This is a genomic window from Streptomyces sp. NPDC001728 (assembly GCF_040297565.1).
GTDB lineage: Bacteria > Actinomycetota > Actinomycetes > Streptomycetales > Streptomycetaceae > Streptomyces.
In genome coordinates this window covers 1-24,922 of record NZ_JBEOZK010000003.1, presented here as the reverse complement: position 1 = coordinate 24,922, position 24,922 = coordinate 1, and the positions used below count along the sequence as shown (strand labels likewise).

Sequence of the window (24,922 nt, the reverse complement as noted above, 5' to 3'; positions counted from 1 at the left end):
GGATGATCGGTCGGGGGGAAGGGATCTGGCAGACTCTCTCCCTATGGGTGAAACGACCGTGAAGAGTTTGGACGACCGGACGACCCCGTCGTCACCCATCGTGGACGGCGGCAGGTTCGCGCGCCTGCGTGCGCGCACGCCCCGGCGACCCACGATCTGGTTCGAGGTCGCCCTCATCGGCATCAGCTACTGGCTGTACTCCCTCACCCGCAACGCGGTGCCGGAGCAGAAGGCCGAGGCGCTGAAGAACGCCGACTGGATCTGGAAGATCGAGTCGTCCCTCGGCCTCGCCTTCGAGCACACCGTCAACCACGCCGTGAACTCGGTGACCTGGCTGATCGTGTCGATGAACTACTACTACGCGACGCTGCACTTCGTCGTGACCATCGGTGTGCTCGTATGGCTGTACCGATGGCACCCGGGCCGTTACGCGGCGTTCCGTACCGTGCTGTTCGCCACCACCGGTGTGGCGCTGGTCGGTTACTACCTGTTCCCGCTCGCACCGCCGCGGCTGATGAACGGCGTGAACTTCGTCGACACCGTCCTGGTGCACCAGACCTGGGGCTCGATGGCCTCGGGCAACCTCAAGCACGTCTCCAACCAGTACGCGGCGATGCCGTCGATGCACATCGGCTGGTCGCTCTGGTGCGGTGTGACGATCTTCCTCCTGGCCAAGGCGCCCTGGTCGAAGATCCTCGGTCTGCTCTACCCCGCGATGACGCTCGTCGTGATCGTCTCCACCGCCAACCACTTCTGGCTGGACGCGGTCGGCGGCATGCTCTGCCTCGCCTTCGGCTTCGCCGTCTCGTACTTCTGGTACGGCTCCCGCCCGCACCGCCTGCCCAAGCTGGTCGAGCCGGCGGCGTCGACGCCGCGGCGGAGCGGCCCGCCCCCGGAGGAGGGGACGGACCGCGAGGACGGGAAGACCCCGTCCGACGACGCGGAGCGGCCGGTCAGCTCCGGCAGGTGATCCGGCCGCCGGGGACGGCGGGCCGGACCGGGGCCTGGTCGGCGACCGTCCCGAGCGGGGCCGGCGGCCGGCCGGGGCGCCGCCCGGGGCCTACGCCCCGTAGAAGTACTCCTCCACGACGGCCCTCGCCCGGCGGGTGATCCGGCGGTAGTCGTCGACCATCTCGCCGACGTGCCCGGTCTCGTACCCGAGGTACCGTCCCACCGCCGCGAGTTCCCTCGGGCCGGACGGGAAGGTGTCCCCGGCCCTGCCGCGGACCAGCATCACCGCGTTGCGGACGCGGGTCGCCAGGACCCACGCCTCGTCCAGGGTCTGGGCCTCCTCCGTCGGGATCAGACCGGCCGCGTGCGCCGCGGCGAGCGCCTCGCGGGTACGGGTGGTCCGCAGCCCCGGCTCCGCCCAGCCGTGCCGCATCTGGAGCAGCTGGACCGTCCACTCGACGTCGCTGAGGCCGCCGCGCCCCAGCTTGGCGTGGAGCGTCGGGTCGGCGCCGCGCGGCAGCCGCTCGGACTCCATCCGGGCCTTGAGCCGGCGGATCTCGCGGATCGCGTCCTCACCGAGGCCCTCGGCCGGGTAGCGCAGCGGGTCGACGAGTTCGATGAACCGCGCCCCCAGTTCGGCGTCGCCGGCCATGGGTGCGGCGCGCAGCAGTGCCTGGCTCTCCCAGACCAGCGACCAGCGGTGGTAGTAGGCCGCGTACGCCTTGAGGGTGCGGACCAGGGGGCCGCTCTTGCCCTCCGGCCTGAGGTCCGCGTCGATCAGCAGCGGCGGGTCGGTGGTGGGCAGCTGGAGCAGCCGTCGCATCTCGGCGACCACCCGGTTCGCGGCCCGCGCCGCCTCCTGCTCGTCGACGCCCTCGCGCGGCTCGTGCACGAAGAGGACGTCGGCGTCGGAGCCGTATCCCAGCTCGTGACCGCCGAAGCGGCCCACCCCGATGACCGCGAACCGGGTCGGCAGCTCCTCGCCCCACTCCGCGCGCACGGCGGCCCGCAGGGCGCCCGCGATCGTCGCCGCGTTGAGGTCGGTGACGGCCTCCCCCACCCGGTCGACCAGCGCGCCCGGGTCGGGTTCGCGGGGGCTGTCCTCGGTGCCGTACGAGCCGATGAGATCGGCCGCCGCGGTACGGAACAGCTCCCGGCGCCGTACCCCACGGGCCGCCGCGACGGCCTGCTCGGCGTCGTCCGCGCGGCCCACCGCCGCCAGGACCTCCTGCTCCAGGTGCTCCCGGCCGCGCGGTTTCAGGCCCTCCGGGTCACCGAGCAGCGCGACCGCCTCGGGGGCGCGCAGCAGCAGGTCGGGGGCGAGCCGACCGGCGGACAGGACCCGGGCCAGGTTCTCGGCGGCTGCGCCCTCGTCGCGGAGCAGCCGCAGGTACCAGGGGGTCTTGCCGAGGGCGTCGGAGACCTTGCGGAAGCCGAGCAGCCCCGCGTCCGGGTCGGCCGAGTCCGCGAACCAGCCGAGCAGCACCGGCAGCAGCGTCCGCTGGATGGCGGCCTTCCTGCTGACCCCGGAGGCCAGCGCCTCCAGGTGCCGCAGGGCGGCGGCGGGGTCCGCGTACCCCAGCGCTTCAAGGCGCTGCCCGGCCGCCTTCGGGCTGAGCCGGATCTCACCGGGGGCGAGCTGGGCGACCGCGTCGAGCAGCGGCCGGTAGAAGATCTTCTCGTGCAGTCGGCGGACGACGGCCGCGTGCCGCTTCCATGTGCGGTTCAGCTCGGTGACCGGGTCGGTGCGCAGTCCGAGCGAGCGGCCGAGGCGGCGCAGATCGGCCTCGTCCTCGGGGACCAGATGGGTGCGGCGCAGCCGGTACAGCTGGATGCGGTGCTCCATCGCCCGCAGGAAGCGGTAGGACTCGTCGAGCTGGGAGGCGTCGGCCCGGCCGACGTACCCCCCGGCGGCGAGGGCCGCGAGCGCGTCGAGGGTGGTGCCGCTGTGCAGGGTGGCGTCGCTGCGGCCGTGCACCAGCTGGAGCAGCTGGACGGCGAACTCGACGTCCCGCAGGCCGCCGGGGCCGAGCTTGAGTTCGCGGTCGACCTGGGCGACCGGGATGTTGTCGACGACGCGGCGGCGCATCTTCTGCACGTCGGGGACGAAGTTCTCGCGCTCGGCGGCCTGCCAGACGAGCGGGGAGACGGCGTCGATGTACTGGGCGCCCAGCTCCGGGTCGCCGGCCACCGCGCGCGCCTTCAGGAGGGCCTGGAACTCCCAGGTCTTCGCCCAGCGCTGGTAGTACGCGAGGTGGGAGGAGAGCGTACGGACGAGGGGGCCGTTGCGGCCCTCGGGGCGCAGATTGGCGTCCACCGGCCAGATGGTGCCCTCGATGTTGGTCTCGGAGCAGATCCGCATCAGATGGGAGGCGAGCCGGGTCGCGGCCTGGAGAGCCTTGCCCTCGTCGGCGGCGTCCGTGCCGTCGGTGGGCTCCGCCACGAAGATCACGTCCACGTCGGAGACGTAGTTCAGCTCGTGGCCGCCGCACTTGCCCATCGCGATCACCGAGAGCCGGCACAGGGCGGCGTCGGCGGGTGCGGCCGTACGGGCGATGGCGAGGGCGGCGCGCAGGGTCGCCGTCGCCAGGTCGGCCAGCTCGGCGGCGGCCTCGGCGACGTCGGTGGTGCCGCACACGTCACGGGCCGCTATGGCGAGGAGACAGCGCCGGTAGGCGACCCGCAGGGACACCGCGTCGACGGCCTCCGCGAGCCCCCGCTCGAACTCGGCGACCCCCGGGTGCAGGTCGGCCGCCTCGTAGGTGACCAGGGACTCCCAGTCGCGCGGGTGCCTGGCCAGATGGTCGCCGAGCGCCTCCGAGGCGCCGAGCACCCCGAGGAGCCGGTCCCGGAACGGCTTGGCGGCCAGCAGGGTGGTCGTGAAGGTCTGCCGCTCGGCGTCGGGCTGCGCCTCGACCAGCCGGACCAGGCCGCGCAGGGCGAGGTCCGGGTCGGCGGTGGCGCCGAGCCCGTCGAGGAGGACGGAGTCACCGCGCAGCTCGGCCAGCTCGGGCACGTCGAGCAGCCGTTCGGCCCCGGAAGGGTCGGTGAACCCGTGCCGCAGCAGACGTGAGAACGTGCTGCTCCTGCGTCCCGGCACCGTCATTCCGCCGCTCCTTCCGAGCAGGTCCGCCCCGTGGTGGAGCCGGGGTGGATCGAGCCTATCCGGAGCGGCGGACGGGGGTGTGCGGGCCCGCGGTTCGCAGCGGGTCACACGTGATGTCTCGCACATTGATCGCTTTTCGTGGTGGATGAACCGTATTCCTTGAAAGTCCGTCTTGCTCGGGGCGGACCCCCTCCGTCTGCCCGGCTCCCGCCGGAACCCGCCCGACCCCTGCCGAACCCGCCCGGCTCCGGCCGGAACCCCGCCCGACCCCTGCCGAACCCGCCCGGCTCCCGCCGGAACCCGCACGACCCCTGCCGAACCCGCCCGGCTCCGGCCGGAACCCCGCCCGACCGCCTCCGTTGAAAGCGCGCCGCCGAACATGCCCGTCCGCCCCCGTCGCCGTCTCCTCCCGTCCCGCCGAAGGACCCTGTCCACGGCCGTGACGGCCGTCCTCGTGGGCGGCGCCTTCGCCGGCCTGCTCTCGGTGACGGGCACGCCGAGGACACCGACGGCGCACGCGGTGCCGGAGGGCAAGGGCTCGGGGGCGGCGGCCAAGGCGGCCTCGAACGCCTCCGAGGCCGCCGGGGCCGCGAAGCCGGGACGGCCTCCGGCGGCGGCCTCCGCCCCGAGGGCGAAGGCCCCGGTCTCCGTCGTCCAGATCGTCGCGCACCCCGACGACGACCTGTACTTCATGAACCCGGACGTCTCCCAGTCGCTCCGCTCCGCCACCCCCCTGACCTCCGTCTACCTCACCGCCGGCGAGTCCGACGGCGTCAACGCCCGCCCGCGCGACGCCGCGGTGACCGAGCCCGACAAGGCCGGTTACGCCGAGGCCCGGCAGAACGGCATCCGGGCCGCGTACGCCGAGATGGCGACCGGCAGCCGGACCAGCCCCTGGGACCGGACCGCGCTCCCCACCGCCGGCGGCGCGTACGCCGAGATGGACACGCTGCGGGAGAAGCCGCAGGTCACCCTCGTATGGCTCCAGCTGCGCGAGGCCGGTTCGATCAGCGACGACCGCCCGCACAGCCTCAGCGGCCTGTGGCACGGCCGGATCGGCGCGCTCGGGTCGCAGCGCTCCACCGGCAGCCCGGTCGACGCCGACTTCGCGTACACGAAGGACCAGGTCGTCGCCACGGTCACCGGGCTGCTCGAACGCTTCCGGCCGACCTTCGTCCGGATGCAGGACCCGACACCGGGCACGTACCCGAAGACGGGGAAGCTCAGGGACCACCAGGACCACCTGTACGGGGCACGGTTCGCGCAGGCCGCGCTGGCCCGGTACGCGAGCACCCCCGGCCACCCGCACGTCGGCGTGCAGAACTACCTCGGCTACCCCACCAGCGCGCTGCCCCACACCCTCGACCCCGAGACCGCGGGCGCCAAGCTGAAGACCCTCAAGACCTACGCCTGGCTCGACGGGGTCAACGACTGCGGGACGCTCGCGGGCTGCGGCGACCTGAAGGTGGCCGCGCGGCCCGCCGGGCGGGGCTGGGCGCAGACCGTCCGCTACGCCCGGGGCACCTCCACCTCCTGGGTGCAGCGGGACGGGGAAGGCGGTCTGCGCGCCTTCTCCGTGCTCGACGGGCATCTCGCGGCCTGGCGGCAACCGGCCGGCGGCGGCGCGTGGCGCGGCCCCGCGCTGCTGCCCGGCGGCGGCCTGGACAGCGGGGTCACCTCCGTGGCGCTGCCCGACGGACGCCTCGCGGTCTACGGCACCCGGACGACGCTCTCCGGGCTCACCGGTGACGGCCCCACCGGCTACCGCCGGGAGGTGGTGACCACCGCGCAGTCGGCGCCCGGCGGCGCGTTCGGCCCGTGGCGCTCGCTCGGCACGCCCGAGCGGAACGACGCGAGCGGCACCTCCGACATCAGCGCGCCCGCCGTGACGGTGGACGGCGAGGGCCGGGCGACCGTACTCCTGCGGGACAGCAGGCACCGTCTCACGGCGCGCGAGCAGTGGGCGGACGGCGGCTGGGGGCCGTGGCGGACGCTCGGCGGCACCGACGTGTACGGCGATCCGGTCGCCGCGACGGACGGGACCGGCCGGGTCCATGTCTTCGCGAGCACCCCGCGCACCGTGCTCACCTGGGCGGGGCAGGGCTCCGGCGGCCCGCTGGTAGGACCGGTGAGGACCGGGCTCCCGGCGACGACCCTCGCGCTGAGCGCGAGCGCGGCGCCGGACGGCGACGGGGTGCGGCTCTGGTTCCGCAAGCCGGCCTCCGGCGACCTGCGGAGCGCCGACTTCTCGGGCCCCGGCCCGGTCTCCCCGGTCACCGAACTGCCGGGCGGGGTGGCCGGCTTCGGCCCGGTGAGCGGCGGCGACGGCCTGCTCGCGGTCCGGTCCAGGACGGGTTTCCTGGCGACGGCTCCGCACGGCAGGGCGGCGGCGGGCGGTCCGGTGTGGAGGCTGGAGAAGTTCCTCTTCGCGGGGGCGCCGGACGCGGGGACCGACGGAGTGGCGGCGATCGGCCTGGACGGCCGGCTGCACTGGACGCCGGCGGCCCGCTGACCGCCCCCACCCCCTGGGGCGTCTTGTCGATCAGGAGTCCAGGAGTACGGGGAACGCCTCCATGTCGTTCTGCGTCATCACCGGCAGCTTGCGGAGGTCGGCGTCCGGCACCGCGAGCCGCAGGCGGGGGAAGCGCGCGAAGAGGGCGGGCAGCGCGATGCCCGCCTCGACGCGGGACAGGGCCGCGCCGGGGCAGATGTGCGGGCCGTGGCCGAAGGTCATGTGCCGGGCGGCGGTCGGCCGGGTGATGTCGAACGCGTCGGCGTCCGGGCCGTGCTGCTCGAGGTCGCGGCCGATCGCCCGGTAGGAGATGACCACGCCCTCGCCCGCGGCGATGACGCCGTCGCCCACCTCGATGTCCTCGGTGGCGAAACGCATCAGCAGATGGGTGGTGGGGGTGTCCCACCGGAGGGTCTCCTCGATCACGGTCTCCCAGGAGACCTCGCCGTCCAGGACCATCCGCAGCTGGTCGGGGTGGGCGAGCAGGGCGCGTACGGCGTTGAGGATGAGCCCGATCGTGGTCTCGTGCCCGGCGGCGACCATCGCCTTGAGGTTGCCGATCACCTCCTCCTCGGTCAGCGGCTCGCCGCCCTCGTCGGCGAGGATCAGCGCGGAGGTCAGGTCGTCCGTGGGCCGCGCGGTCTTCTCGCGTACGAGCCCGGCGTAGAAGACGTCCAGTTCGGCCAGCAGCGCCAGTCGCTCGTCCTGCGGGGTGAGCATCGAGAAGAAGGCCTTGTACCGGCGGGTCAGCATGGCGTTCGCGGCCGGGTCGACGCCCATCAGCATGCCCACGACCCGCATGGGCAGCGGCTGCGCGAACACGGACTTGAGGTCGACGACGCCCCCGTCCCGGCCGCCGTCCGCCAGCGCGTCGAGGAGTTCACCGGTGAACTTCTCGATGTCGGGGCGTATCGCGTCCAGACGGCGCGGAGTGAGCGCCTGGGAGGTCTTGGTGCGCAGCCGGCGGTGCTCGGCGCCGTCCACGGTGAACATCGACCGCCCGGCGTCGATCATCCCGATGAGCGGCCACGCGTGCGTCACCTCGCCGCCGCGCCACAGGCCCCAGGCGTCGAGGTCCTTCACCAGGCGGGGGTCGACCAGGAGCCGCCGGGCGTCGGCGTGCCGGGTGACGGCCCAGGCGGGCACCCCGAGGAGATCGATCCGGGCCAGCGGTCCCGCGTCGCGCAGCCGCGCCGTCTCGCCGTCCAGGTCCTGGACCATCGGGTCGATGGCGACGGTCCCGCCGCCCTGGGCGGCGGAGGCGTGGGGGCAGTTCACGAGGGATCTCCTGACGTGCGGACGGGGGTGAACCGGACGGGAAGGGAGGTCGTGCCGCGCAGGAAGGCGGAGGGCCTTCGTACGAGATCCTCGGCGGCGACGGCGAGTCCGAGGTCGGGCAGCCGGTCGAGAAGCACCTCGATGCCGGTACGGACGATGGTCTCGGCGATCTCCTGGGCGGGAAAGGGGCACCGGTACTCGCCGTGGCTGAACGCCAGGTGGGCGCCGGAGCCGCTGCGGGCGGAGGCGTCGGCGGCCCCGGCCACCGCCGCGGCGCCCTGGCGGATCAGCGGGTCGGTGTTGGCGGCGCCGAGCCCGAGGAGCAGCATGTCCCCGGCCTTGATGTGGTGGTCGCCGAGCCGGGTGTCCCGGACGGCCCAGCGCCCGGCGAGGATCTGGGTGGGGGTGTCCTCCCACAGCACCTCGGTCGTGGCCTCGCCGACACTGCGCCGGCCGCGGGCCATCGAGTCGCCGAACTCGGACTCGGTGAGCATCAGGCGCAGGGAGTTGCTGATCCAGTCGGCGGTGGTGAGGTGCCCGGCGGCCGTGATGGCCATCAGGTCGAGCATGTACTCCTCGTCGGTGAACGCCTCGGGGAAGGCGAGCATGCGCGAGGTGATGTCGTTCCCCGGCTCGGCGTGCTTGGTCGCGACCAGCTTCGCCATGTGCTCGGCGAACCGCAGATGGGCGCTCTGGGCCTCGGGGCCGCCGTCGGCCAGGTCCTTCAGCACCCGGGCGATGTCGGCGCCCTCGTCGTCGGGGAAGCCGACGAGGCGGGCGAGGACGAGGACGGGGAGGGGTTCGCAGAAGTCGGCCACGAGGTCGGCGGCGCCCCGGCCGCACACGGCGTCGATCAGCCGGTCGGCCAGCTCCTCGCAGTGCCCGCGGGTCTCGAAGGGGTCGGCGCCTTCGAGGGCGGGAACGACCATCCGGACGTGCCGGCGGTGTTCCTCGCCCGCGGTGAAGTAGATGGACGGCAGGGGCCGGCCGACCATCGGGAGCAGCGGCCAGTCGTCGGGGATGTTCGGCCACTGGTTCCACAGGCTCACGTCGCGCGGGTACAACTCCGCGTCGCTGGTGACCCGGTGGACCTCGCGGTAGCCGATGACCAGCCAGGCGGGTATTCCGCCGGGCAGTTCCACGGGGACGACGGGGCCGTGGTCGCGCCGCATGGCGCGGTGGACGGCGTGGGGGTCGGTCTGGAACTCGGGCCCGCTCAGCGCTACGGCCGCCGGGCCGGCGTGGGCCGGGCAGCCGGGGGGCGGGGAGGTCGGAGTCGGAGCGGGCGCGGGCTGTGCGGAGGAAGGGCGCGTCATGTGTCCTGGATCCTGTGGCGACAGTCGCACGCGTCGCGGTCATGTGATCAAAGCAGGCTCACTATAAGGACGTTGTGTGTCCAAGAAGCCGCCAACGGCGATCAATTTCCAACTCGGAAGGGAACAGACCGAACAACAGGGGAGCATTCCCGCGTCCGTCGGCCGCGTTCGGCGCCCCGCCCGGGACGATGCACACCGGAACCGGCCGCGAGGAACGACGGTTTTCCGTCAGGTCGGGCCCATGGAACGAGGAGAGGCACCCCATGAACTGGACACTGGAAGTCGTCCCGGTCCCCGTGACCGACCTGGACCGGGCGAAGGAGTTCTACGGCGAGAAGTGCGGTTTCAGGATCGACCTGGACGACGAGGTGGCGCCGGGCACGCGCATCATCCAGGCGACGCCACCGGGCTCGCGCTGCTCGATCGCGATGATCAGCGGGATGCCGCAGCTGCCGGACACCAGGAACATGAAGCCGGGAGCCCTCCAGGGCCTCCAGCTCTGCGTCACGGACATCGAGGCGGCACACAAGGAACTCGTGGCCCGGGGCGTGACCCCCTCACCGATCCGGCACGTGGGAGCGACGGGCTGGGAGGAGGGCAAGGGCGGCACCTGGAACTCCTTCCTCACCTTCGAGGACCCGGACGGCAACGGCTGGGTGGTCCAGGAGGCCCCGTCGGAACTGTCGGAGCGCTGAGCCGGGGCGCTAGCCCCAGGGAGAAATGGCGGAGTCGGGCGTCCTCCGCCACGCAGGCCATCCCGGCGGCCTCCATCACCCGATGGGAGCCGACGTTGTCGAGGTCGGCGTCCCCCTTCACCCCGGAGACACCGGCCCGCCGGGCGATCCGAGGAGCGCCCGCACGGCGAGGATCGCGCAGGCCAGGACGGCGGCCACCGACGCCGCCCGCTGCCAGTCGGTCGCGTACACCGCCAGGCCGATCCCCGGCGCGAGCCCGAGCCCCGTACTGGCCACCCGGTTGACGCGCGTGGGCACGAGTTCCGTGCCATGGGCACGTCGGGGCACGGACACCCCTACAGCACCGGCAGGTTCTTCCGGAGCTCGAAGGCGGTGACCTCGGAGCGGTACTCCTCCCACTCCTGCTTCTTGTTGCGGAGGAAGAAGTCGAAGACGTGCTCTCCCAGCGTCTCCGCCACCAGTTCGCTCTTCTCCATCAGGGTGATCGCCTCTCCCAGGTTCTGCGGGAGCGGTTCGATGCCCATCGCGCGGCGTTCCGCGTCGGAGAGGGCCCAGACGTCGTCGTCGGCGCCGGCCGGGAGTTCGTAGCCCTCCTCGATGCCCTTGAGGCCCGCCGCGAGGAGGACCGCGTACGTCAGGTACGGGTTGGCGCCCGAGTCGATCGAGCGGACCTCCACACGGGAGGAGCCCGTCTTGCCCGGCTTGTACATGGGGACGCGGATCAGCGCCGAGCGGTTGTTGTGGCCCCAGCAGATGTACGAGGGGGCCTCGCCGCCCGAGCCGGCCGTGCGGGACGAGCCGCCCCAGATGCGCTTGTACGAGTTGACCCACTGGTTGGTGACGGCCGAGATCTCGCCCGCGTGCTTGAGCAGGCCCGCGATGAAGGAGCGGCCCACCTTCGACAGCTGGTACTCGGAGCCCGACTCGTAGAACGCGTTCCGGTCGCCCTCGAACAGCGACAGGTGGGTGTGCATGCCCGAGCCCGGGTAGTCCGAGAACGGCTTCGGCATGAACGTGGCCTGCACGCCCTGCTCCAGCGCCACCTGCTTCATCACCAGGCGGAAGGTCATGATGTTGTCGGCCGTGGAGAGCGCGTCCGCGTACCGGAGGTCGATCTCCTGCTGGCCCGGGGCGCCCTCGTGGTGGCTGAACTCCACCGAGATGCCCATGGATTCGAGCATCGTGATCGCCTGGCGGCGGAAGTCCATGCCCACGTTCTGCGGGGTGTGGTCGAAGTAGCCCGAGTTGTCCGCCGGGGTCGGACGGGTGCCGTCGAGCGGCTTGTCCTTGAGGAGGAAGAACTCGATCTCGGGGTGCGTGTAGAAGGTGAAACCCAGGTCCGAGGTCTTGGCGAGCGCCCGCTTGAGGACGTAGCGCGGGTCCGCGAAGGACGGCGAGCCGTCCGGCATCAGGATGTCGCAGAACATCCGCGCGGTGCCCGGCGCCTCGGCCCGCCACGGCAGGATCTGGAAGGTCCCCGGGTCCGGCTTGGCGATCATGTCCGACTCGTAGACCCGGGCGAAGCCCTCGATCGCGGAGCCGTCGAAGCCGATGCCCTCGTCGAAGGCCTGCTCCAGCTCGGCCGGCGCCACGGCGACCGACTTCAGGAAGCCGAGCACGTCGGTGAACCACAGACGCACGAAGCGGATGTCGCGCTCTTCGAGCGTACGGAGCACGAATTCCTGCTGCTTGTCCATTTCCACACCCATCCTCGCTGGTCAGGCCGCCTGTTCCCACCGCCTCGGGCAACATGGGGGGCACCTGAGCATCCCACCACATGGTTTCGCGCACGTTGCACACCCATAGTGCCTGCTCGGGTGTGACTCAGGTAATGCGAATCCTGTCGCGCCCGGGTGTCCTGACGCTGTGCTCCGGGTGCCCGTTCGCCCCTCCGCCGCGCGCCCGTCGGTACCGAGTGGTACCCCGTTCGGCCCACAGAGCGTCCGCGCCCACTACGATCTGCGCCCATGGGGGCCACACGGCTCGTACGCCCGTCCCGGCACGCGCGTCCCATGGCACTGGTGAGTGCCGTGGCGACGCTCCTCGCCGCGCTCTTCTTCTGTCTGGGGGCCGGGCCCGACTCCGGGAACCACCACCCGGAGCCCGCCGCCGGAGGGACTTCACAGGCCGGGGGAACCGTACGGGCCGAGGGGACCGTACGGACGACGGCCGCCGCCTCCGTCGCGGCCGGCACCCCCGTCGGCGAGTACATCTGCCCCTTTGACCGCGGCGGCTGCTCGCTCTTCCCCTCGCTCTCCCCCGCGGTGCTCAGCGCGCCCCCGCTCGACCCCCCGCTGCACGCGGAGGGCGGGCTCCCACGCCTCTTCCCGCCGCCCGCCGACGACCCGGCGGGCCGCACCGGCGCCCAGCCCCGTGCGCCGGACCTGCACGTCCTTCAAGTTCTCCGGACGTAGCGGCGGCGGGCGTCCCGCCCCCGCACGTCCAGCCCCGAACTCCACCCCACCCTGAGAAGGACGACATCACCATGGCCGCCAACCGCTCCGCCACCGCCGACCGCCGCGCCCGAATAGAGGAGATGCGCCGCGCCGAGCAGGCCCGTGAGCGCCGCAACCGCTTCCTCACGATCGGCATCTCGGGCGTCGTCGTCCTGGGTCTCGTCGGCTTCGGCAGCTTCGTGCTGATGAAGAAGTCCGACGAGCAGGACCAGAAGGACGCCGCCGCGAAGGCCCCCATCACGGCCGAGCAGTCCTGGGACGCGGCCAAGCTCGGCCGCAACCACGTCGAGAAGGCCGTGAAGTACGACATGAAGCCGCCGGTCGGCGGCGACCACAACCCGGTCTGGATGAACTGCGACGGCGTGGTCTACAAGAAGGCCCTCCCCGAGGTGAACGCGGTGCACTCCCTGGAGCACGGCGCCGTCTGGGTGACGTACAACAAGAAGGCCGCCGCCGACGACGTCAAGAAGCTGGAAGACAAGGTCGCCAAGACCAAGTACACCCTGATGAGCCCCGTGGACGACCAGGCCGGGGCGATCATGCTGTCCGCCTGGGGCAAGCAGGTCACCGTGGACAACGCGAGCGACCCCCGTATCGACGCCTTCTTCACCAAGTACGTCCAGGGGCCGCAGACCCCCGAGCCCGGTGCGGCCTGCACCGGCGGGCTCGACCAGTGAGCGCCGCCGACGAGGACGTCCTGACGCCCCCGGCCCGGCGGTCGGACCGGACGCGGTGGGCGGCGGTCACCGCCGTCGCGCTCGCGCTGCTCTTCGCCGGGGGCGCCGTCACCGTCGCCTCGGCCGAGCGCGACGAGGCGCCGGGCACGCCCGCCTCCCTCTCCGCGGACGCCGGCTTCGCCCGGGACATGTCGGTCCACCACCAGCAGGCCGTCGAGATGTCGTTCATCGTCCGGGACCGCACCCAGGACGAGGAGGTGCGCCGGCTGGCGTACGACATCGCCAACACCCAGGCCAACCAACGGGGCATGATGCTCGGCTGGCTCGACCTGTGGGGGCTGCCCAAGACCGAGTCCGGCGTCGAGCCGATGACCTGGATGGGCATGGGCGGGTCCGGCGACACGGGCCCCCTCGACGGGGCCCTGATGCCGGGCATGGCGACCAACGCGCAGCTGGACCAGTTGCGGAAGGCGAGCGGCCGCGAGGCCGAGATCCTGTACCTGCAGCTCATGACCGCGCACCACAAGGGCGGGGTCCACATGGCCGAGGGCTGTGTCCAGAAGTGCTCGGTGGACATCGAGCGGAACCTGGCGCAGGGCATGGTCGACGCGCAGAAGTCCGAGATGCTGCTGATGGCGGACATGCTCAGGAAGCGCGGCGCGGCGTGAGGCCCCACGCGGGCTGAGGCCCGGCACCGCGTCGGGCTCGGCACGGGCTGGGCGTAAGACGTTCACGGCCCCCGTGACCCCAGCGGTCGCGGGGGCCTCGTCGTGCGCCCACAATGAATGGGCTCGGGGACGTACGTGTGACCGCGTTCGACGAAAGGTACGCACCTCATGACCACGGCGAAGGACATCATGCATCCCGGGGCCCAGTGGATCCCGGCACACGAGACGCTCGACCGCGCCGCCCAGCTGATGCGCAATCTGAACGTGGGCGCACTGCCCATCGCCGACGAGAACGAACGTCTCTGCGGCATCATCACGGACCGCGACATCGTGATCGGCTGTGTGGCCATGGGGCACGACCCGGCCAAGGTCACCTGTGGCGAGATGGCGAAGGGCACCCCGCGCTGGGTGGAGTCGGGCGCGGACGTCGGCGCCGTCCTGGAGGAGATGCAGAGCCACCAGATCCGCCGCCTGCCCGTCATCGAGGGCAAGAGGCTCGTCGGCATGATCAGCGAGGCCGATCTGGCCCAGCACCTGTCGGACGAGCAGATCAAGGCGTTCTGCGCGAGCGTCTACGCCGCTTCCTGACCCGTGCGCAGGACCGCCCGGGCCACCGCGTCCGGGCGGTCGAGCATGACCAGATGGCCCGACGGCACGGCCGCCTCGTAGCGGGCGCCGAGCCGGCGGGCCAGCGCGCGTTGCCGCCGCTCCCAGCGGGCTGAGCCCGCGGGGGCGGCGAGGACCGTGACGGGGAGGCCCGGCGGGAGCGGGTGCGTGGCGCGCAGGGCGAGGAGTCCGGCGGCCACGGCCCCGTAGTGGGCGTTCTCCAGGAGGGCGCCGCGCAGCACCCGTGAGGTGCCGTAGACCCGGCGCACCAGGACGGTGGGGGCCGGGTCGTGGCGTACGGCCGCGCGGCGGACGGCGGGGCCGAGCGCGGCGGGGACCCCGGCGGCGGACAGGGCGGCGCCGAGGACCCGGGACACGGCGGGCGTACGGGAGGGGCGGGGGCGCTCCTCCACCGAGGAGTCGACGAGCACCAGGGCGGCGGTACGGCCGGGGTGGAGCCGGGCGAAGGCCTCGGCGTGGAAGCCGGCGATCGAGTGCCCGACGACGGTGACGGGTTCGGTGGCGGGGACCCCGAGGGCGTCGAGGACGGCGGCGATCCGGTCGGCCTCGCCCGTGGCGGTGGGCGGCGCGGCGGCGGGGGCGGAGAGGCCGTGTCCCGGGCGGTCGAAGCGGACGACCGTGCGGTGCGGGGCGAGGAGCGGGACGACCGGGTCCCAGTCGAACCAGCTCAGGCCGAGGCCGGTGCTCAGGACGCAGACCGGCCCGGTGCCGTCGACGGCCACGTGGTGGGCCACTCCGTCGATCCGTACGAACGGGCTCATCGTTCCTCCTCCCTCTCCCGCGCCAGGGAGTACGCGAGGACCGCGAGCCACACGGCCACCAGGAGCACCTGGAGCCGCTGGCCCGCGCCGAGCGACCAGGTGCCCTTCCCGGCCTCGAAGGCGGCGACGGCGGTGAGCGTCCAGGCGGTGGCGGCGAACTCCAGGACGACGAGGGCGGGGCCGGTACGGGCGAGGGCGGGGCGGCGGCCGTGCCGGCGGGCGGCGACGGTGAGCGCGACCAGGGCGACGAGGGCGCCGCTCATGGCGAAACTCGAACTGATGGCATGGGCCGTATGGGTGGCCGGGACGAGCCCGGCGGTCTCGCGCGCCGCGCACTCGGGGTCGACGGTGGGGGCGCAGCTGAGCGGGAGGCGGGAGTCGGCGACGGTGGCGGCCCCGAAGACGGCGAGGGCGACCCAGCCGACGGCCTCCCAGGGGTCGCGGGAGGGACGGGTAGGGGTCCCCCAGGCCCCCACCACCGCCCCCGCCAGCACCAGCGCCCCCGCCGCCAGGTCCGTCGCCCTGAACAGGCCGCCGAGCGGCTGGTCCGCCGCCGCGAGTTCGGAGACGTACGTCCGGACCGGGTCGAGCCCGGTCCGGACGAGGACTTCGAGGACCCAGGCGGTGTACGCGAGCGCGCCGAGGCCCAGCAGGACGGCGGCCGTACGCGTGACACTCCTGGACATACCGGCTCGAACGCTAGGGCACGGAGGAAGGTTCCCGGTGGTCCGGGTGGACCCAGCCGGGCTTGCGGTACTTGAGGAGCGCGGCCGGGGTGACGATGCCGAGGAGCAGCAGGCCGCCGCCGACGATCAGCAGATAGCGCCAGAGGGGCTGGTCGCCGAACTGGTCCGGCGGGACGAAGCCGATGACGAGCGCGGCGACCGAGGCGACGAAGCCGACGCCGGCGACCCATTCGACGGCGGGGACGCGGAAGCCGCGTTCGACGCCGGGCTGGGTCCTGCGGAGCCTGACGACGGCGACGAACATCAGCAGGTAGGCGATCAGGTAGATCTGCACGGTGATGACGGAGAACATCCAGTAGGCGCTGGAGACGTTGTCGCTGAACGCGTAGAGGATGCCGATCAGGGTGGTGACGACCCCCTGCGCGATCATGATGTTCCGCGGGGCGCCGTCCTTGTTGAACTTCTGCAGCGCGGGCGGCAGGTAGCCCTCCTGACGGGAGAGCAGGACCAGGCCCTTGGCGGGTCCGGCGAGCCAGGTGAGCATGCCGCCGAGGGCGGCGCAGACCAGCATGATGCCGACGACCTTGGTCATCCAGCCGATGGAGAAGTGGTCGAAGAAGGCCTGGAAGGCCTGCATCAGGCCGGCGGTGAGGCTGAGCTGCTCCGAGGGCATGACCCAGGCGATGGCCAGGGCCGGGAGGATGAAGATCAGCAGGACGAGGCCGGTCGCCAGGAACATCGACTTCGGGTACTCGCGCCCGGGGTCGCGCAGCGAGGACACGTGGACGCCGTTCATCTCCATGCCCGCGTAGGACAGGAAGTTGTTGACGATGAGGACCAGACTCGCGAGGCCGGTCCACGGCGGCAGCCAGTGGTCGGCGCTCATGGGCTGCGCGGAGGGGTTGCCCTGGCCGAGGAAGACCATGCCGAGGACGACGAGCAGCACACCGGGGATGAGGGTGCCGATGATCAGGCCGAGGGAGGAGAGGCCGGCGATCGTCTTGGTACCGCGCGAGGAGATCAGGACCCCGGACCAGTAGATGACGATGATGACGATCGCGACGTAGAGGCCGTTCTCGGCGAGGGAGGGGTCGATGACGTACGCGAAGGTCGAGGCGACGTACGCGAGGAGGCTCGGGTAGTACGCGATGGTCATGGCGAACTGGCACCAGACCGCGAGGAAGCCGAGCGGCTTGCCGAGCGCCTCGCTCACCCAGCGGTAGATGCCGCCGTTCCAGCCGGAGGCCAGCTCGGCGCCGACGAGGGCGGTGGGGAGCAGGAAGACGATGGCGGGGAGCAGGTAGAGGAAGATCGCGGCGAGGCCGTAGATGGCCATGGCCGGCGAGGGCCGCAGGCTGGCGACGGACGCGGTGGTCATGAAGGCGAGGGTCAGCCAGGAGATGAACTGCCGCTTGGTGCCGTCGTCATGGGAGGCCGCCGAGTCGGTCGCGGTGGGCCGTGCCGACTCTGCCGGGTCGTCAGTGGTCGTCATGAGGACATGATCGGCGGGGCGGGACGGGCCCGCATGTCGGCGGTCCGGGATCCGGCGTCCGGCGTCCGGCGTCCGGCGTCCGGCGTCCGGCGTCCGGCGTCCGGCGTCCGGCGTCCGGCGTCCGGCGTCCGGCGTCCGGCGTCCGGGACATTCGGATCCTCGCGTCCCGGGACATTCGGATCCCCGCGTCCCGGGACATTCGGATCCCCGTGTCCCGGGATATTCGGATCCCCGTGTCCCAGGACATAGCGTCGGTCTGACGATTACACTGGGCGGGTGCCTCAACTACGCCTCGCCCTGAATCAGATCGACTCGACCGTCGGAGACATCGCCGGGAACGCCGAGGCGATCGTGCACTGGACCCGGCACGCCGCCGGACAGGGCGCGCATCTGGTCGCGTTCCCCGAGATGGCGCTGACCGGATATCCCGTCGAGGACCTCGCGCTGCGCTCCTCCTTCGTGGAGGCGTCCCGCGCGGCCCTGCGCGGTCTCGCCCGGCGGCTCGCCGACGAGGGGTTCGGGGAGGTGCCGGTCGTCGTCGGCTATCTGGACCGTTCCGAGCGGGACGTCCCGAGGCTCGGCCGGCCGGCCGGTTCGCCGGAGAACGCCGCCGCCGTGCTGCACCGCGGCGAGGTGGTGCTGCGCTTCGCCAAGCACCACCTCCCCAACTACGGCGTCTTCGACGAGTACCGCTACTTCGTGCCGGGCGACACGCTGCCGGTCGTGCGGGTGCGCGGCATCGACGTGGCCCTGGCGATCTGCGAGGACCTGTGGCAGGACGGCGGCCGGGTCCCTGCGGCGCGCAGCGCGCGGGCGGGGCTGCTGCTCTCGGTCAACGCCTCGCCGTACGAGCGGAACAAGGACGACACCCGGCTCGACCTGGTCCGCGGGCGGGCCAGGGAGGCGGGGTGCGTGACCGCGTACCTGGCGATGACGGGCGGTCAGGACGAGCTGGTCTTCGACGGCGACTCGATCGTCGTCGACGCCGAGGGCGAGGTGATCGCGCGGGCGCCGCAGTTCGTCGAGGGCAGTGTGATCCTCGACCTGGAGCTGCCGGCGGCGGAGGCCGACGGCCGCGACGGAGTCGCTGATGGACAGCGTGTGGACGACGGGCTGCGGATCGACCGCGTGGTGCTGTCGGAGGAGCCCCTTCCGGCGTACGAGCCGGAACTGACGGGCGGTTGGGCACACCGGCTGGACGACGACGAGGAGGTGTACTCCGCGCTGGTGATCGGGGTCCGCGCCTATGTCGCGAAGAACGGCTTCCGCTCGGTGCTCGTCGGGCTGTCCGGCGGCATCGACTCGGCGCTGGTCGCGGCCATCGCCTGCGACGCGCTCGGTGCGGACCAGGTGTACGGGGTGTCGATGCCCTCCAAGTACTCCTCCGACCACTCGCGGGACGACGCGGCCGAGCTGGCCCGCCGGACCGGGCTGCACTACCGCACGGTGTCGATCGAGCCGATGTTCGACGCGTACATGGGGGCGCTCGGTCTCACCGGCCTCGCGGAGGAGAACCTCCAGTCGCGGCTGCGCGGGACGACGCTGATGGCGATCTCCAACCAGGAGGGCCAGATCGTCCTGGCGCCGGGCAACAAGTCCGAACTGGCGGTGGGGTACTCGACGCTGTACGGGGACTCCGTCGGCGCCTTCGGCCCCATCAAGGACGTCTACAAGTCGACGGTGTTCCGGCTCGCGCGCTGGCGGAACCGGGCGGCGGAGGAGCGCGGGCAGACCCCGCCGATCCCGGAGGCCTCGATCAGCAAGCCGCCGAGCGCCGAACTGCGCCCGGGGCAGGTGGACACGGACTCGCTGCCGGACTACGAGGTGCTGGACGCGATCCTCGCCCTGTACGTGGACCAGGACCTGGGCAAGGACGCGATCGTGGCGGCCGGTTTCGACGATGAGCTGGTGACGCGGACACTGCGGATGGTGGACACGGCGGAGTACAAGCGGCGCCAGTACCCGCCGGGCACGAAGATCTCGGCGAAGGGCTTCGGCAAGGACCGGCGCCTGCCGATCACCAACCGCTGGCGGGAGACGCCGTCCGGCTGACCCCGGCCCGGACGGTCCGCCAGGGCCTGAATGACGGGCTCTGGGCCCCTCAGAGGCGGACGCGGGCGGCGACCGGGAGGTGGTCGCTCTCCGTCGCCGACAGCGCCCAGGAGGACATCGGCTCGACGCCCTTGACCATGATCTGGTCGATGCGGGCCATCGGGAACGAGGCCGGCCAGCTGAAGCCGAAGCCGTCGCCCGCCGCGCCCTGGGTGGAGCGGAGCTGCGAGGTGACGGCGCGCAGGGCGCGGTCGTTCATGGTGCCGTTGAGGTCGCCGAGGAGGACGATCCGCTCGTGCGGGTCGTGGGCGATGGCCTCGCCGAGGGCGTTCGCGCTGCTGTCGCGCTGGTTGGCGGTGAAGCCGGCGTTCAGCTTGACCCGTACGGACGGCAGGTGGGCGACGTACACCGCGATCTCGCCCTTCGGGGTGACGACGGTGGCGCGCATCGCGCGGGTCCAGCCCATCCGGATGTCGACGGGCTGCGCGGCGCGCAGGGGCAGCTTGCTCCAGAGTCCGACGGTGCCCTGGACGGAGTGGTACGGGTACGCCTTCGCCAGGCCCTTCTTGTACGCCGGGACCATGTCGCCCTTGAGTTCCTCCAGGGCCAGGACGTCGGCGCCGGACGCGGCGAGCTGCCGGGCGGTGCCCGCGGGGTCCGGGTTGTCGGCGTTCACGTTGTGGGTGGCGACCGTCAGGTCACCGCCGGCGGAGGACTTGTCGGCGACGAGCCCGCCGAAGAGGTTCAGCCACACCACGGCCGGGAGCAGCAGGGCGATCAGGGCGGTGGCGGAGCGGCGTACCAGGGCGAGGACGAGCAGCAGGGGCACGAAGAGACCCAGCCAGGGCAGGAAGGTCTCGGTCAGGCTGCCCAGGTTGCCGATCCGGTTGGGGATGTCGGAGTGGAAGACCATCAGCAGAGTGAGGGCCACCGCGCAGGCGGCGATCACGATGCCCCGGCGCCAGATCCCACGGTCGCCGCGGAGCCGGTCGAGGGCGGTCCGGAAGCGGGAGGCGGGAGGCTCGTTCCCGGTGCCGCCCTGCTCGGTCTCCGTCATGTCCACCCGCGCCATCGCACTGTCCTCACTGCCTTGCTGCCGTGCCGTCTTGCCGTGCTGCGTTGCTTCGTGACCCGACGTCGACACTAGGCGATGACGGGGCCGTCGTACTCCCCCAGGGACGACACGGCCGCGTGGCGGGTTCCTGCAGGTGGCGCGTACGGGAGGGCTGTGACAGAACGCGCACATTCGTACGGGTCCGTGCCGACGCGGGCCGGGACCGGCCGTGCGCGGCGGGCGCGCGGGATCAGTCGCGCGGGCGGAGGCCTTCCAGGACGGTGTCGACGACCCGCTCGGCGAGGTCGGGCTCCAGGGGGGAGCCGGGGCGGATGACGGTGCGCAGGAGCAGCGGGCCGGTGAGGAGGTCGTTGACGAACTCGACGTCGAGCCCGGCCCGGATCTCCCCCCGTTCCATGCCGCGGCGGACGGCGTCCAGGCCTAGGCGGCGGCGCGGTTCGATGACGGTGAGGTGGTACGCGTCCCACAGCTTCGGGTACAGCTGCATCTGCGCGAACACGTTGTGGAGCAGCGCGGAGTTCCGCTTGGCGAGACCGCGTTCGCGCATGGACTCCAGGAGGGCGATGAGGTCGTCCCGGACCGAGGTGCCGGGCAGCACCGGGTCCGGGGGCTCCACCGAGCGGAGCAGGTCGACGAAGAGCTCCTCCTTGCCGGCCCAGCGCCGGTAGATGGTGGCCTTGCCGACCCCGGCGGTACGGGCGATCCGCTCGATGGACAGTTCGGCGAGCGGAGCGCCGTCGTCGAGGAGCCCGACGACCGCGTCGAAGACGGCCCGCTCGACGCCCTCGCTGCGCGGCCGGCCGCGCCGGGCGTGGGGGGCGGGGTCCGCGGTGCCGGGGGCCATGGCCCCCGGCACCGGCCTCGACCCCGGCGTCACGACTCCGCACGGTGCCGGGATCGGGTATCGGGCATCGTGGGGTTGCTGGGTCCCGCCGTCCTGCCGCGACACGTGCGCTCCACCTCTCGTTCGGACGACTACCGTCGGGCCGATTCTCCCGCCTCCGCGCCGGGCGCGGAGACCGAGTCCCGCCGGGTCTCGTCCTCGGGGCCGGGAACCGCCGGTGCGGCGGCCTGCGCCGGGGCGCGGCCCGGGAGGAAGAGCGCGACCACGACCGCGCCGACGACGCCGATCACGGCGGAGGCGACCGCCGTGACGTGCATGGCGCTCAGGAAGGCGTCGTACGCGGGGGCCACCAGGCCTCGGCCCGCCGGGCCGAGCTTCTCCGCGACCGCGAGCGTCGCCTCGACGGACTCGCCCGCCGTGTCGCGCAGGGCGGCCGGTACGGCGCCGAGGTGCCCCTCGATCTCCCCCCGGTAGGTGGAGGAGAGCAGCGAGCCGAGGACGGCCACGCCGAGCGCGCCGCCGACCTGCCGGAAGGTGTTGTTGATCGCGGAGCCCGAGCCCGCCTTCTCGCGGGGCAGCGCCTGCATGATGGCGACGGTGACCGGCGGCATGATGTGCGCCATGCCCGCGCCCTGGAGGAAGAAGACGACCTCCATGACCCAGACCGGGGTGCCGGCGTCGAAGAAGGCGAAGGCGGCCAGGCCGAGGGCGACGAGCAGCATGCCGACGGTGCAGACGGCCCGCGCGCCGAAGCGTTCGACGACGAGCCGGGCCCGGGGCGCGAACACCATCTGCGCGACGGCCAGCGGCAGGATCAGCAGGCCGGACTGGAGCGCGCTGTAGCCGCGGACGCTCTGCAGGTAGAAGGCGGAGAAGAAGGTCACGCCCATGAGCGCGAAGAAGACGAGGGCGATGGCGGCCACGGCGGCGGAGAACGCGGGCCGCTTGAAGTACGACATGTCGATCGCCGGGTGGTCGCTGCGCCGCTCGTGGAGGACGAAGAGGACGAGGACCGCGAGGCCGCCGAGGACCGGGGCGAGGACGCCGGCGTCGGTGAAGTCGGCCAGTTCGCCGCCGCGGATGATCCCGTACACGAGGAGGACCAGGCCGACGACGGAGAGCAGCACGCCGGGAATGTCGATGCGGCCGGGATCGGGGTCCCGGGAGTCGGGGACGAGCCAGACCATCAGGGCGAGGGCGAGGATCACGACGGGCACGTTGATGAGGAAGATCGAGCCCCACCAGAAGTGTTCGAGCAGGATGCCGCCGGTGATCGGGCCGATCGCGATGGCGAGGCCGACGCTGCCGGCCCAGATGCCGATGGCCTTGGGCTGCTCGTCGCGCTCGAAGACGTTCATGAGGACGGCGAGGGTGGCGGGCATGACGAAGGCGGCGCCGAGGCCCATGAGGGCCCGGAAGGCGATGAGCTCGCCCGGGGAGCCGGACATCGCGGCGAGGGCGGAGCCGATGCCGAAGACGGTGATGCCGAAGAGCAGCACCTTCTTGCGGCCGAGGCGGTCGCCGAGCAGGCCGGAGGTGAAGAGGAGGCCGGCGAAGACGAGCGTGTAGGAGTTGATCGACCACTCCAGCTCGCTCTGGGTGGCGCCGATGCCGGTGGGGGCGGGGGCGGCGATCGTCTTGACGGCGACGTTCAGGATCGAGTTGTCGAGGACGACGATCAGCAGGCTGAGCATCAGGACGCCGAGGACGGCCCAGCGGCGCCGGTGGACGGCCTCGGGTATGCGGGGCCCGGCGGGCGCGGTGGGTGCGGTGGACGGCTGTGACATGAGCACCACCCTAGAGATATTTCGATACGAGACCGTCTCGTATCGAAAAAGATGACGGAGGCTTTACGAAGAGGCCCGCGCGTGACGCGTACGCGTGACGCCCGCGCATGCCGCGCCCGCGTGACGCGCCGGTGTGAACAGCACCACTCCGGCCCACTTCCCCGTCCGCCCGGCGAAGTGCCACCATGGATGTGGTCCGGGGACGCCGTCAGGGCGCCTCGAGATGACACAAGGAGCCGTGCACCATGACGCTTCAGGCTGCCCAGAATCCGCCCGCCGACAGCAGCAAGGCGCTGTACGGCGGCAAGGGCACGCGCCGTCTCACCGTCCACGACATCGCCGCCGCCAAGACCCGTGGCGAGAAGTGGCCCATGCTCACCGCCTACGACGCCATGACCGCCTCGGTCTTCGACGAGGCCGGCATCCCGGTGATCCTCGTCGGCGACTCCATGGGCAACTGTCACCTCGGTTACGACACCACCGTGCCCGTCACGATGGACGAGATGACCCTGCTCTCCGCCGCCGTCGTCCGGGGCACCCGGCGCGCCCTCGTCGTCGGCGACCTCCCCTTCGGCTCGTACCAGGAAGGGCCCGTCCAGGCCCTGCGCAACGCCACCCGGCTCGTGAAGGACGCCGGCGTCGGGGCGATCAAGCTGGAGGGCGGCGAGCGTTCGCTGCCGCAGACCGAGCTGCTCGTCCAGGCCGGCATCCCCGTCATGTCCCACCTGGGCCTCACCCCCCAGTCCGTGAACACCATGGGCTACCGGGTGCAGGGCCGTTCCGACGAGGCCGCGCACAAGCTGCTCCGCGACGCCAAGGCGGCGCAGGACGCGGGCGCGTTCGCGGTCGTCCTGGAGCTGGTGCCGGCCGAGCTGGCCGCCGAGGTCACCCGCTCGCTGCACATCCCGACCGTCGGCATCGGGGCGGGCCCCGACACCGACGCCCAGGTCCTCGTCTGGACCGACATGGCCGGCCTGACCGGCGGCAAGGTCCCGCGCTTCACCAAGCAGTACGCCAACCTCCGCGAGACGCTCGGCGACGCCGCGCGCGCCTTCGCCGAGGACGTCAGCGGCGGGGCGTTCCCCGCCGAGGAGCACACCTTCCACTAGGGCCTTCCGGGCCCGCAGCGCAGGACTCCTGTCCCCGCATCCGGCGGCCGGGGCCCGTTCCCACGGGTCCCGGCCGTTCGTCGTCCCGTCCCGTCCCGTACGACGTCCCGTGCGGTCCCGCGCCCCGTCCCGGGACCGCACGGGACGGCGATCGGGACGGGAACCCGTTGTCCGGCGGATCCGGCGCGTGGAACGGTCGCACCGCACCCCGCACACCGCTCCCACTGCACCGGAGGACGTCTTGCGCATCTCCCCCACCCTCAAGCGCGCCGCGGTCACCACCGCCGCCGGCATCGCCCTCGTCACCGGCTTCTCGGGCAGTGCCCAGGCCGGCTCCGGATACGACTTCCAGAACCCCGCCTCCTCCAGCTGCGCCTCCGACGCCTACACCGCCAAGTCCGCCGCGCTGTACGCGCAGCGCAGCGGCGCCCAGGTCGGCACCATCCAGCTGCGCTACAGCCCGTCCTGCCGCACGGTCTGGTCCCGCGTCTACTCCAACGGGTCGCAGGTGGACGGGTCCACCTTCCGCCAGGAGACCAACACCTACTCCGGCCACTGCATCAGCGGCGCCCTCTGGGACTCGGGCCTCGGCCAGTACTACTGCTACACCGCGATGCTCAACGACGCCGGCTACACCTCGTTCGCCGAGGGCGTGGCCAACAACAGCTCGAACTCCGACAGCTCGCAGTGGGGCAACACCTCGGCCTACTGACCGCCCCCGCCCGCGTGCCGACAGACGGCCGACAGCCCCGCCGACCGATGCCGGCGGGGCTATCGCGGACGCGTACGAACTCCCGGAGCCGCCGGAGCGGTAGAGCCGGCGGGGCCGG

The 24,922-nt window shown here is 72.5% G+C and carries 21 protein-coding genes; 10 read left to right on the top strand and 11 right to left on the bottom strand.

The features are described 5' to 3' along the window. Window positions 1-43 precede the first annotated feature (43 nt). Window positions 44-970: a phosphatase PAP2 family protein gene (locus ABT154_RS05600; protein ID WP_351853253.1), complete on the top strand. Its 927-nt coding sequence runs from the start codon at window positions 44-46 to the stop codon at window positions 968-970. A gap of 90 nt (window positions 971-1,060) precedes the next feature. Here the strand turns inward: ABT154_RS05600 and ABT154_RS05595 are convergent, their stop codons facing one another. Then, window positions 1,061-4,057: a bifunctional [glutamine synthetase] adenylyltransferase/[glutamine synthetase]-adenylyl-L-tyrosine phosphorylase gene (locus ABT154_RS05595; protein ID WP_351853251.1), complete on the bottom strand. Its 2,997-nt coding sequence runs from the start codon at window positions 4,055-4,057 to the stop codon at window positions 1,061-1,063. A gap of 439 nt (window positions 4,058-4,496) precedes the next feature. On the opposite strand from ABT154_RS05595, the gene ABT154_RS05590 reads away from it, so the two are divergent. Then, window positions 4,497-6,569: a PIG-L family deacetylase gene (locus ABT154_RS05590; protein WP_351853248.1), complete on the top strand. Its 2,073-nt coding sequence runs from the start codon at window positions 4,497-4,499 to the stop codon at window positions 6,567-6,569. A gap of 30 nt (window positions 6,570-6,599) precedes the next feature. Here the strand turns inward: ABT154_RS05590 and ABT154_RS05585 are convergent, their stop codons facing one another. Further along, entirely contained in the window at window positions 6,600-7,847 is a 1,248-nt protein-coding gene (locus ABT154_RS05585; protein ID WP_351853245.1) for a cytochrome P450 family protein, read from the bottom strand. Then, on the bottom strand, window positions 7,844-9,163 hold the full coding sequence (locus ABT154_RS05580) for a cytochrome P450 (protein ID WP_351853242.1): 1,320 nt from the start codon (window positions 9,161-9,163) through the stop codon (window positions 7,844-7,846). Before ABT154_RS05580 ends, ABT154_RS05585 begins: the two co-directional genes overlap by 4 nt. Window positions 9,164-9,426: 263 nt before the next feature. Between ABT154_RS05580 and ABT154_RS05575 the strand changes: the two genes are divergently transcribed. Next, window positions 9,427-9,858 carry a VOC family protein gene (locus ABT154_RS05575; protein WP_351853239.1) on the top strand — a complete coding sequence of 144 codons (432 nt, stop codon included), beginning with the start codon at window positions 9,427-9,429 and terminating at the stop codon, window positions 9,856-9,858. Window positions 9,859-9,975: 117 nt separating this feature from the next. Here ABT154_RS05575 and ABT154_RS05570 read toward each other — a convergent pair whose 3' ends face one another. Both ABT154_RS05570 and glnA2 read right to left on the bottom strand, forming a co-directional pair. After that, entirely contained in the window at window positions 9,976-10,185 is a 210-nt protein-coding gene (locus ABT154_RS05570) for a hypothetical protein (RefSeq protein ID WP_351853237.1), read from the bottom strand. Window positions 10,186-10,193: 8 nt separating this feature from the next. Continuing rightward, window positions 10,194-11,555 carry a gamma-glutamylpolyamine synthetase GlnA2 gene (glnA2, locus tag ABT154_RS05565; RefSeq protein ID WP_317877903.1) on the bottom strand — a complete coding sequence of 454 codons (1,362 nt, stop codon included), beginning with the start codon at window positions 11,553-11,555 and terminating at the stop codon, window positions 10,194-10,196. A 270-nt stretch (window positions 11,556-11,825) separates the two neighbouring features. Here glnA2 and ABT154_RS05560 point away from each other — a divergent pair, with 270 nt between their 5' ends. The 4 genes from ABT154_RS05560 (at window position 11,826) to ABT154_RS05545 (ending at window position 14,247) form a co-directional block, all read left to right on the top strand. Continuing rightward, window positions 11,826-12,272: a hypothetical protein gene (locus tag ABT154_RS05560; protein ID WP_351853235.1), complete on the top strand. Its 447-nt coding sequence runs from the start codon at window positions 11,826-11,828 to the stop codon at window positions 12,270-12,272. 71 nt (window positions 12,273-12,343) lie between these two features. Further along, window positions 12,344-12,991, top strand: a complete 648-nt coding sequence (locus ABT154_RS05555) for a thioredoxin-like domain-containing protein (RefSeq protein ID WP_351853233.1) — start codon at window positions 12,344-12,346, stop codon at window positions 12,989-12,991. A gap of 20 nt (window positions 12,992-13,011) precedes the next feature. Continuing rightward, on the top strand, window positions 13,012-13,659 hold the full coding sequence (locus tag ABT154_RS05550) for a DUF305 domain-containing protein (protein WP_351854213.1): 648 nt from the start codon (window positions 13,012-13,014) through the stop codon (window positions 13,657-13,659). Between the two features lie 168 nt (window positions 13,660-13,827). Then, window positions 13,828-14,247 carry a CBS domain-containing protein gene (locus ABT154_RS05545; RefSeq protein ID WP_351853231.1) on the top strand — a complete coding sequence of 140 codons (420 nt, stop codon included), beginning with the start codon at window positions 13,828-13,830 and terminating at the stop codon, window positions 14,245-14,247. On the opposite strand, the gene ABT154_RS05540 is transcribed toward ABT154_RS05545, so the two are convergent. From ABT154_RS05540 to gadC, 3 genes are read right to left on the bottom strand one after another with little or no spacing between them, the layout of a single operon-like run. Next, window positions 14,232-15,047: an alpha/beta fold hydrolase gene (locus tag ABT154_RS05540; protein ID WP_351853228.1), complete on the bottom strand. Its 816-nt coding sequence runs from the start codon at window positions 15,045-15,047 to the stop codon at window positions 14,232-14,234. The two genes, ABT154_RS05545 and ABT154_RS05540, sit on opposite strands and share 16 nt — an antisense overlap. Beyond that, window positions 15,044-15,733 (bottom strand): DUF998 domain-containing protein, encoded by a 690-nt coding sequence (locus ABT154_RS05535; protein WP_351853226.1) that lies wholly within the window; start codon window positions 15,731-15,733, stop codon window positions 15,044-15,046. The genes ABT154_RS05540 and ABT154_RS05535 overlap by 4 nt, the downstream gene beginning before the upstream one ends. 13 nt (window positions 15,734-15,746) lie before the next feature. Next, entirely contained in the window at window positions 15,747-17,225 is a 1,479-nt protein-coding gene (gadC, locus tag ABT154_RS05530; protein WP_351853223.1) for a glutamate/gamma-aminobutyrate antiporter GadC, read from the bottom strand. Window positions 17,226-17,501: 276 nt separating this feature from the next. On the opposite strand from gadC, the gene ABT154_RS05525 reads away from it, so the two are divergent. After that, window positions 17,502-19,277 (top strand): NAD+ synthase, encoded by a 1,776-nt coding sequence (locus ABT154_RS05525; protein WP_351853220.1) that lies wholly within the window; start codon window positions 17,502-17,504, stop codon window positions 19,275-19,277. 49 nt (window positions 19,278-19,326) lie between these two features. On the opposite strand, the gene ABT154_RS05520 is transcribed toward ABT154_RS05525, so the two are convergent. The 3 genes from ABT154_RS05520 to ABT154_RS05510 all read right to left on the bottom strand — a co-directional run bounded on the left by ABT154_RS05520 (window position 19,327) and on the right by ABT154_RS05510 (window position 22,983). Further along, window positions 19,327-20,349, bottom strand: a complete 1,023-nt coding sequence (locus ABT154_RS05520; RefSeq protein ID WP_351853217.1) for an endonuclease/exonuclease/phosphatase family protein — start codon at window positions 20,347-20,349, stop codon at window positions 19,327-19,329. A 232-nt stretch (window positions 20,350-20,581) separates the two neighbouring features. After that, window positions 20,582-21,196 carry a TetR/AcrR family transcriptional regulator gene (locus ABT154_RS05515; RefSeq protein ID WP_351853215.1) on the bottom strand — a complete coding sequence of 205 codons (615 nt, stop codon included), beginning with the start codon at window positions 21,194-21,196 and terminating at the stop codon, window positions 20,582-20,584. A 131-nt stretch (window positions 21,197-21,327) separates the two neighbouring features. Then, on the bottom strand, window positions 21,328-22,983 hold the full coding sequence (locus ABT154_RS05510) for an MFS transporter (RefSeq protein WP_351853213.1): 1,656 nt from the start codon (window positions 22,981-22,983) through the stop codon (window positions 21,328-21,330). Window positions 22,984-23,228: 245 nt separating this feature from the next. On the opposite strand from ABT154_RS05510, the gene panB reads away from it, so the two are divergent. After that, window positions 23,229-24,092, top strand: coding sequence for a 3-methyl-2-oxobutanoate hydroxymethyltransferase (panB, locus tag ABT154_RS05505; protein WP_351853211.1), 864 nt, complete (start codon window positions 23,229-23,231; stop codon window positions 24,090-24,092). Window positions 24,093-24,333: 241 nt separating this feature from the next. Beyond that, window positions 24,334-24,804, top strand: a complete 471-nt coding sequence (locus ABT154_RS05500; protein ID WP_351853209.1) for a DUF2690 domain-containing protein — start codon at window positions 24,334-24,336, stop codon at window positions 24,802-24,804. Window positions 24,805-24,922: the final 118 nt, after the last annotated feature.

Coding starts and splice junctions, on each gene's coding strand:
- ABT154_RS05540 (WP_351853228.1), bottom strand. CDS start 15,047: ATGAGCCCGTTCGTACGGATCGACGGAGTGGCCCACCACGTGGCCGTC.
- ABT154_RS05595 (WP_351853251.1), bottom strand. CDS start 4,057: ATGACGGTGCCGGGACGCAGGAGCAGCACGTTCTCACGTCTGCTGCGG.
- panB (WP_351853211.1), top strand. CDS start 23,229: ATGACGCTTCAGGCTGCCCAGAATCCGCCCGCCGACAGCAGCAAGGCG.
- glnA2 (WP_317877903.1), bottom strand. CDS start 11,555: ATGGACAAGCAGCAGGAATTCGTGCTCCGTACGCTCGAAGAGCGCGAC.
- ABT154_RS05535 (WP_351853226.1), bottom strand. CDS start 15,733: ATGTCCAGGAGTGTCACGCGTACGGCCGCCGTCCTGCTGGGCCTCGGC.
- ABT154_RS05555 (WP_351853233.1), top strand. CDS start 12,344: ATGGCCGCCAACCGCTCCGCCACCGCCGACCGCCGCGCCCGAATAGAG.
- ABT154_RS05580 (WP_351853242.1), bottom strand. CDS start 9,163: ATGACGCGCCCTTCCTCCGCACAGCCCGCGCCCGCTCCGACTCCGACC.
- gadC (WP_351853223.1), bottom strand. CDS start 17,225: ATGACGACCACTGACGACCCGGCAGAGTCGGCACGGCCCACCGCGACC.
- ABT154_RS05545 (WP_351853231.1), top strand. CDS start 13,828: ATGACCACGGCGAAGGACATCATGCATCCCGGGGCCCAGTGGATCCCG.
- ABT154_RS05510 (WP_351853213.1), bottom strand. CDS start 22,983: ATGTCACAGCCGTCCACCGCACCCACCGCGCCCGCCGGGCCCCGCATA.
- ABT154_RS05520 (WP_351853217.1), bottom strand. CDS start 20,349: ATGGCGCGGGTGGACATGACGGAGACCGAGCAGGGCGGCACCGGGAAC.
- ABT154_RS05515 (WP_351853215.1), bottom strand. CDS start 21,196: ATGGCCCCCGGCACCGCGGACCCCGCCCCCCACGCCCGGCGCGGCCGG.
- ABT154_RS05560 (WP_351853235.1), top strand. CDS start 11,826: ATGGGGGCCACACGGCTCGTACGCCCGTCCCGGCACGCGCGTCCCATG.
- ABT154_RS05600 (WP_351853253.1), top strand. CDS start 44: ATGGGTGAAACGACCGTGAAGAGTTTGGACGACCGGACGACCCCGTCG.
- ABT154_RS05575 (WP_351853239.1), top strand. CDS start 9,427: ATGAACTGGACACTGGAAGTCGTCCCGGTCCCCGTGACCGACCTGGAC.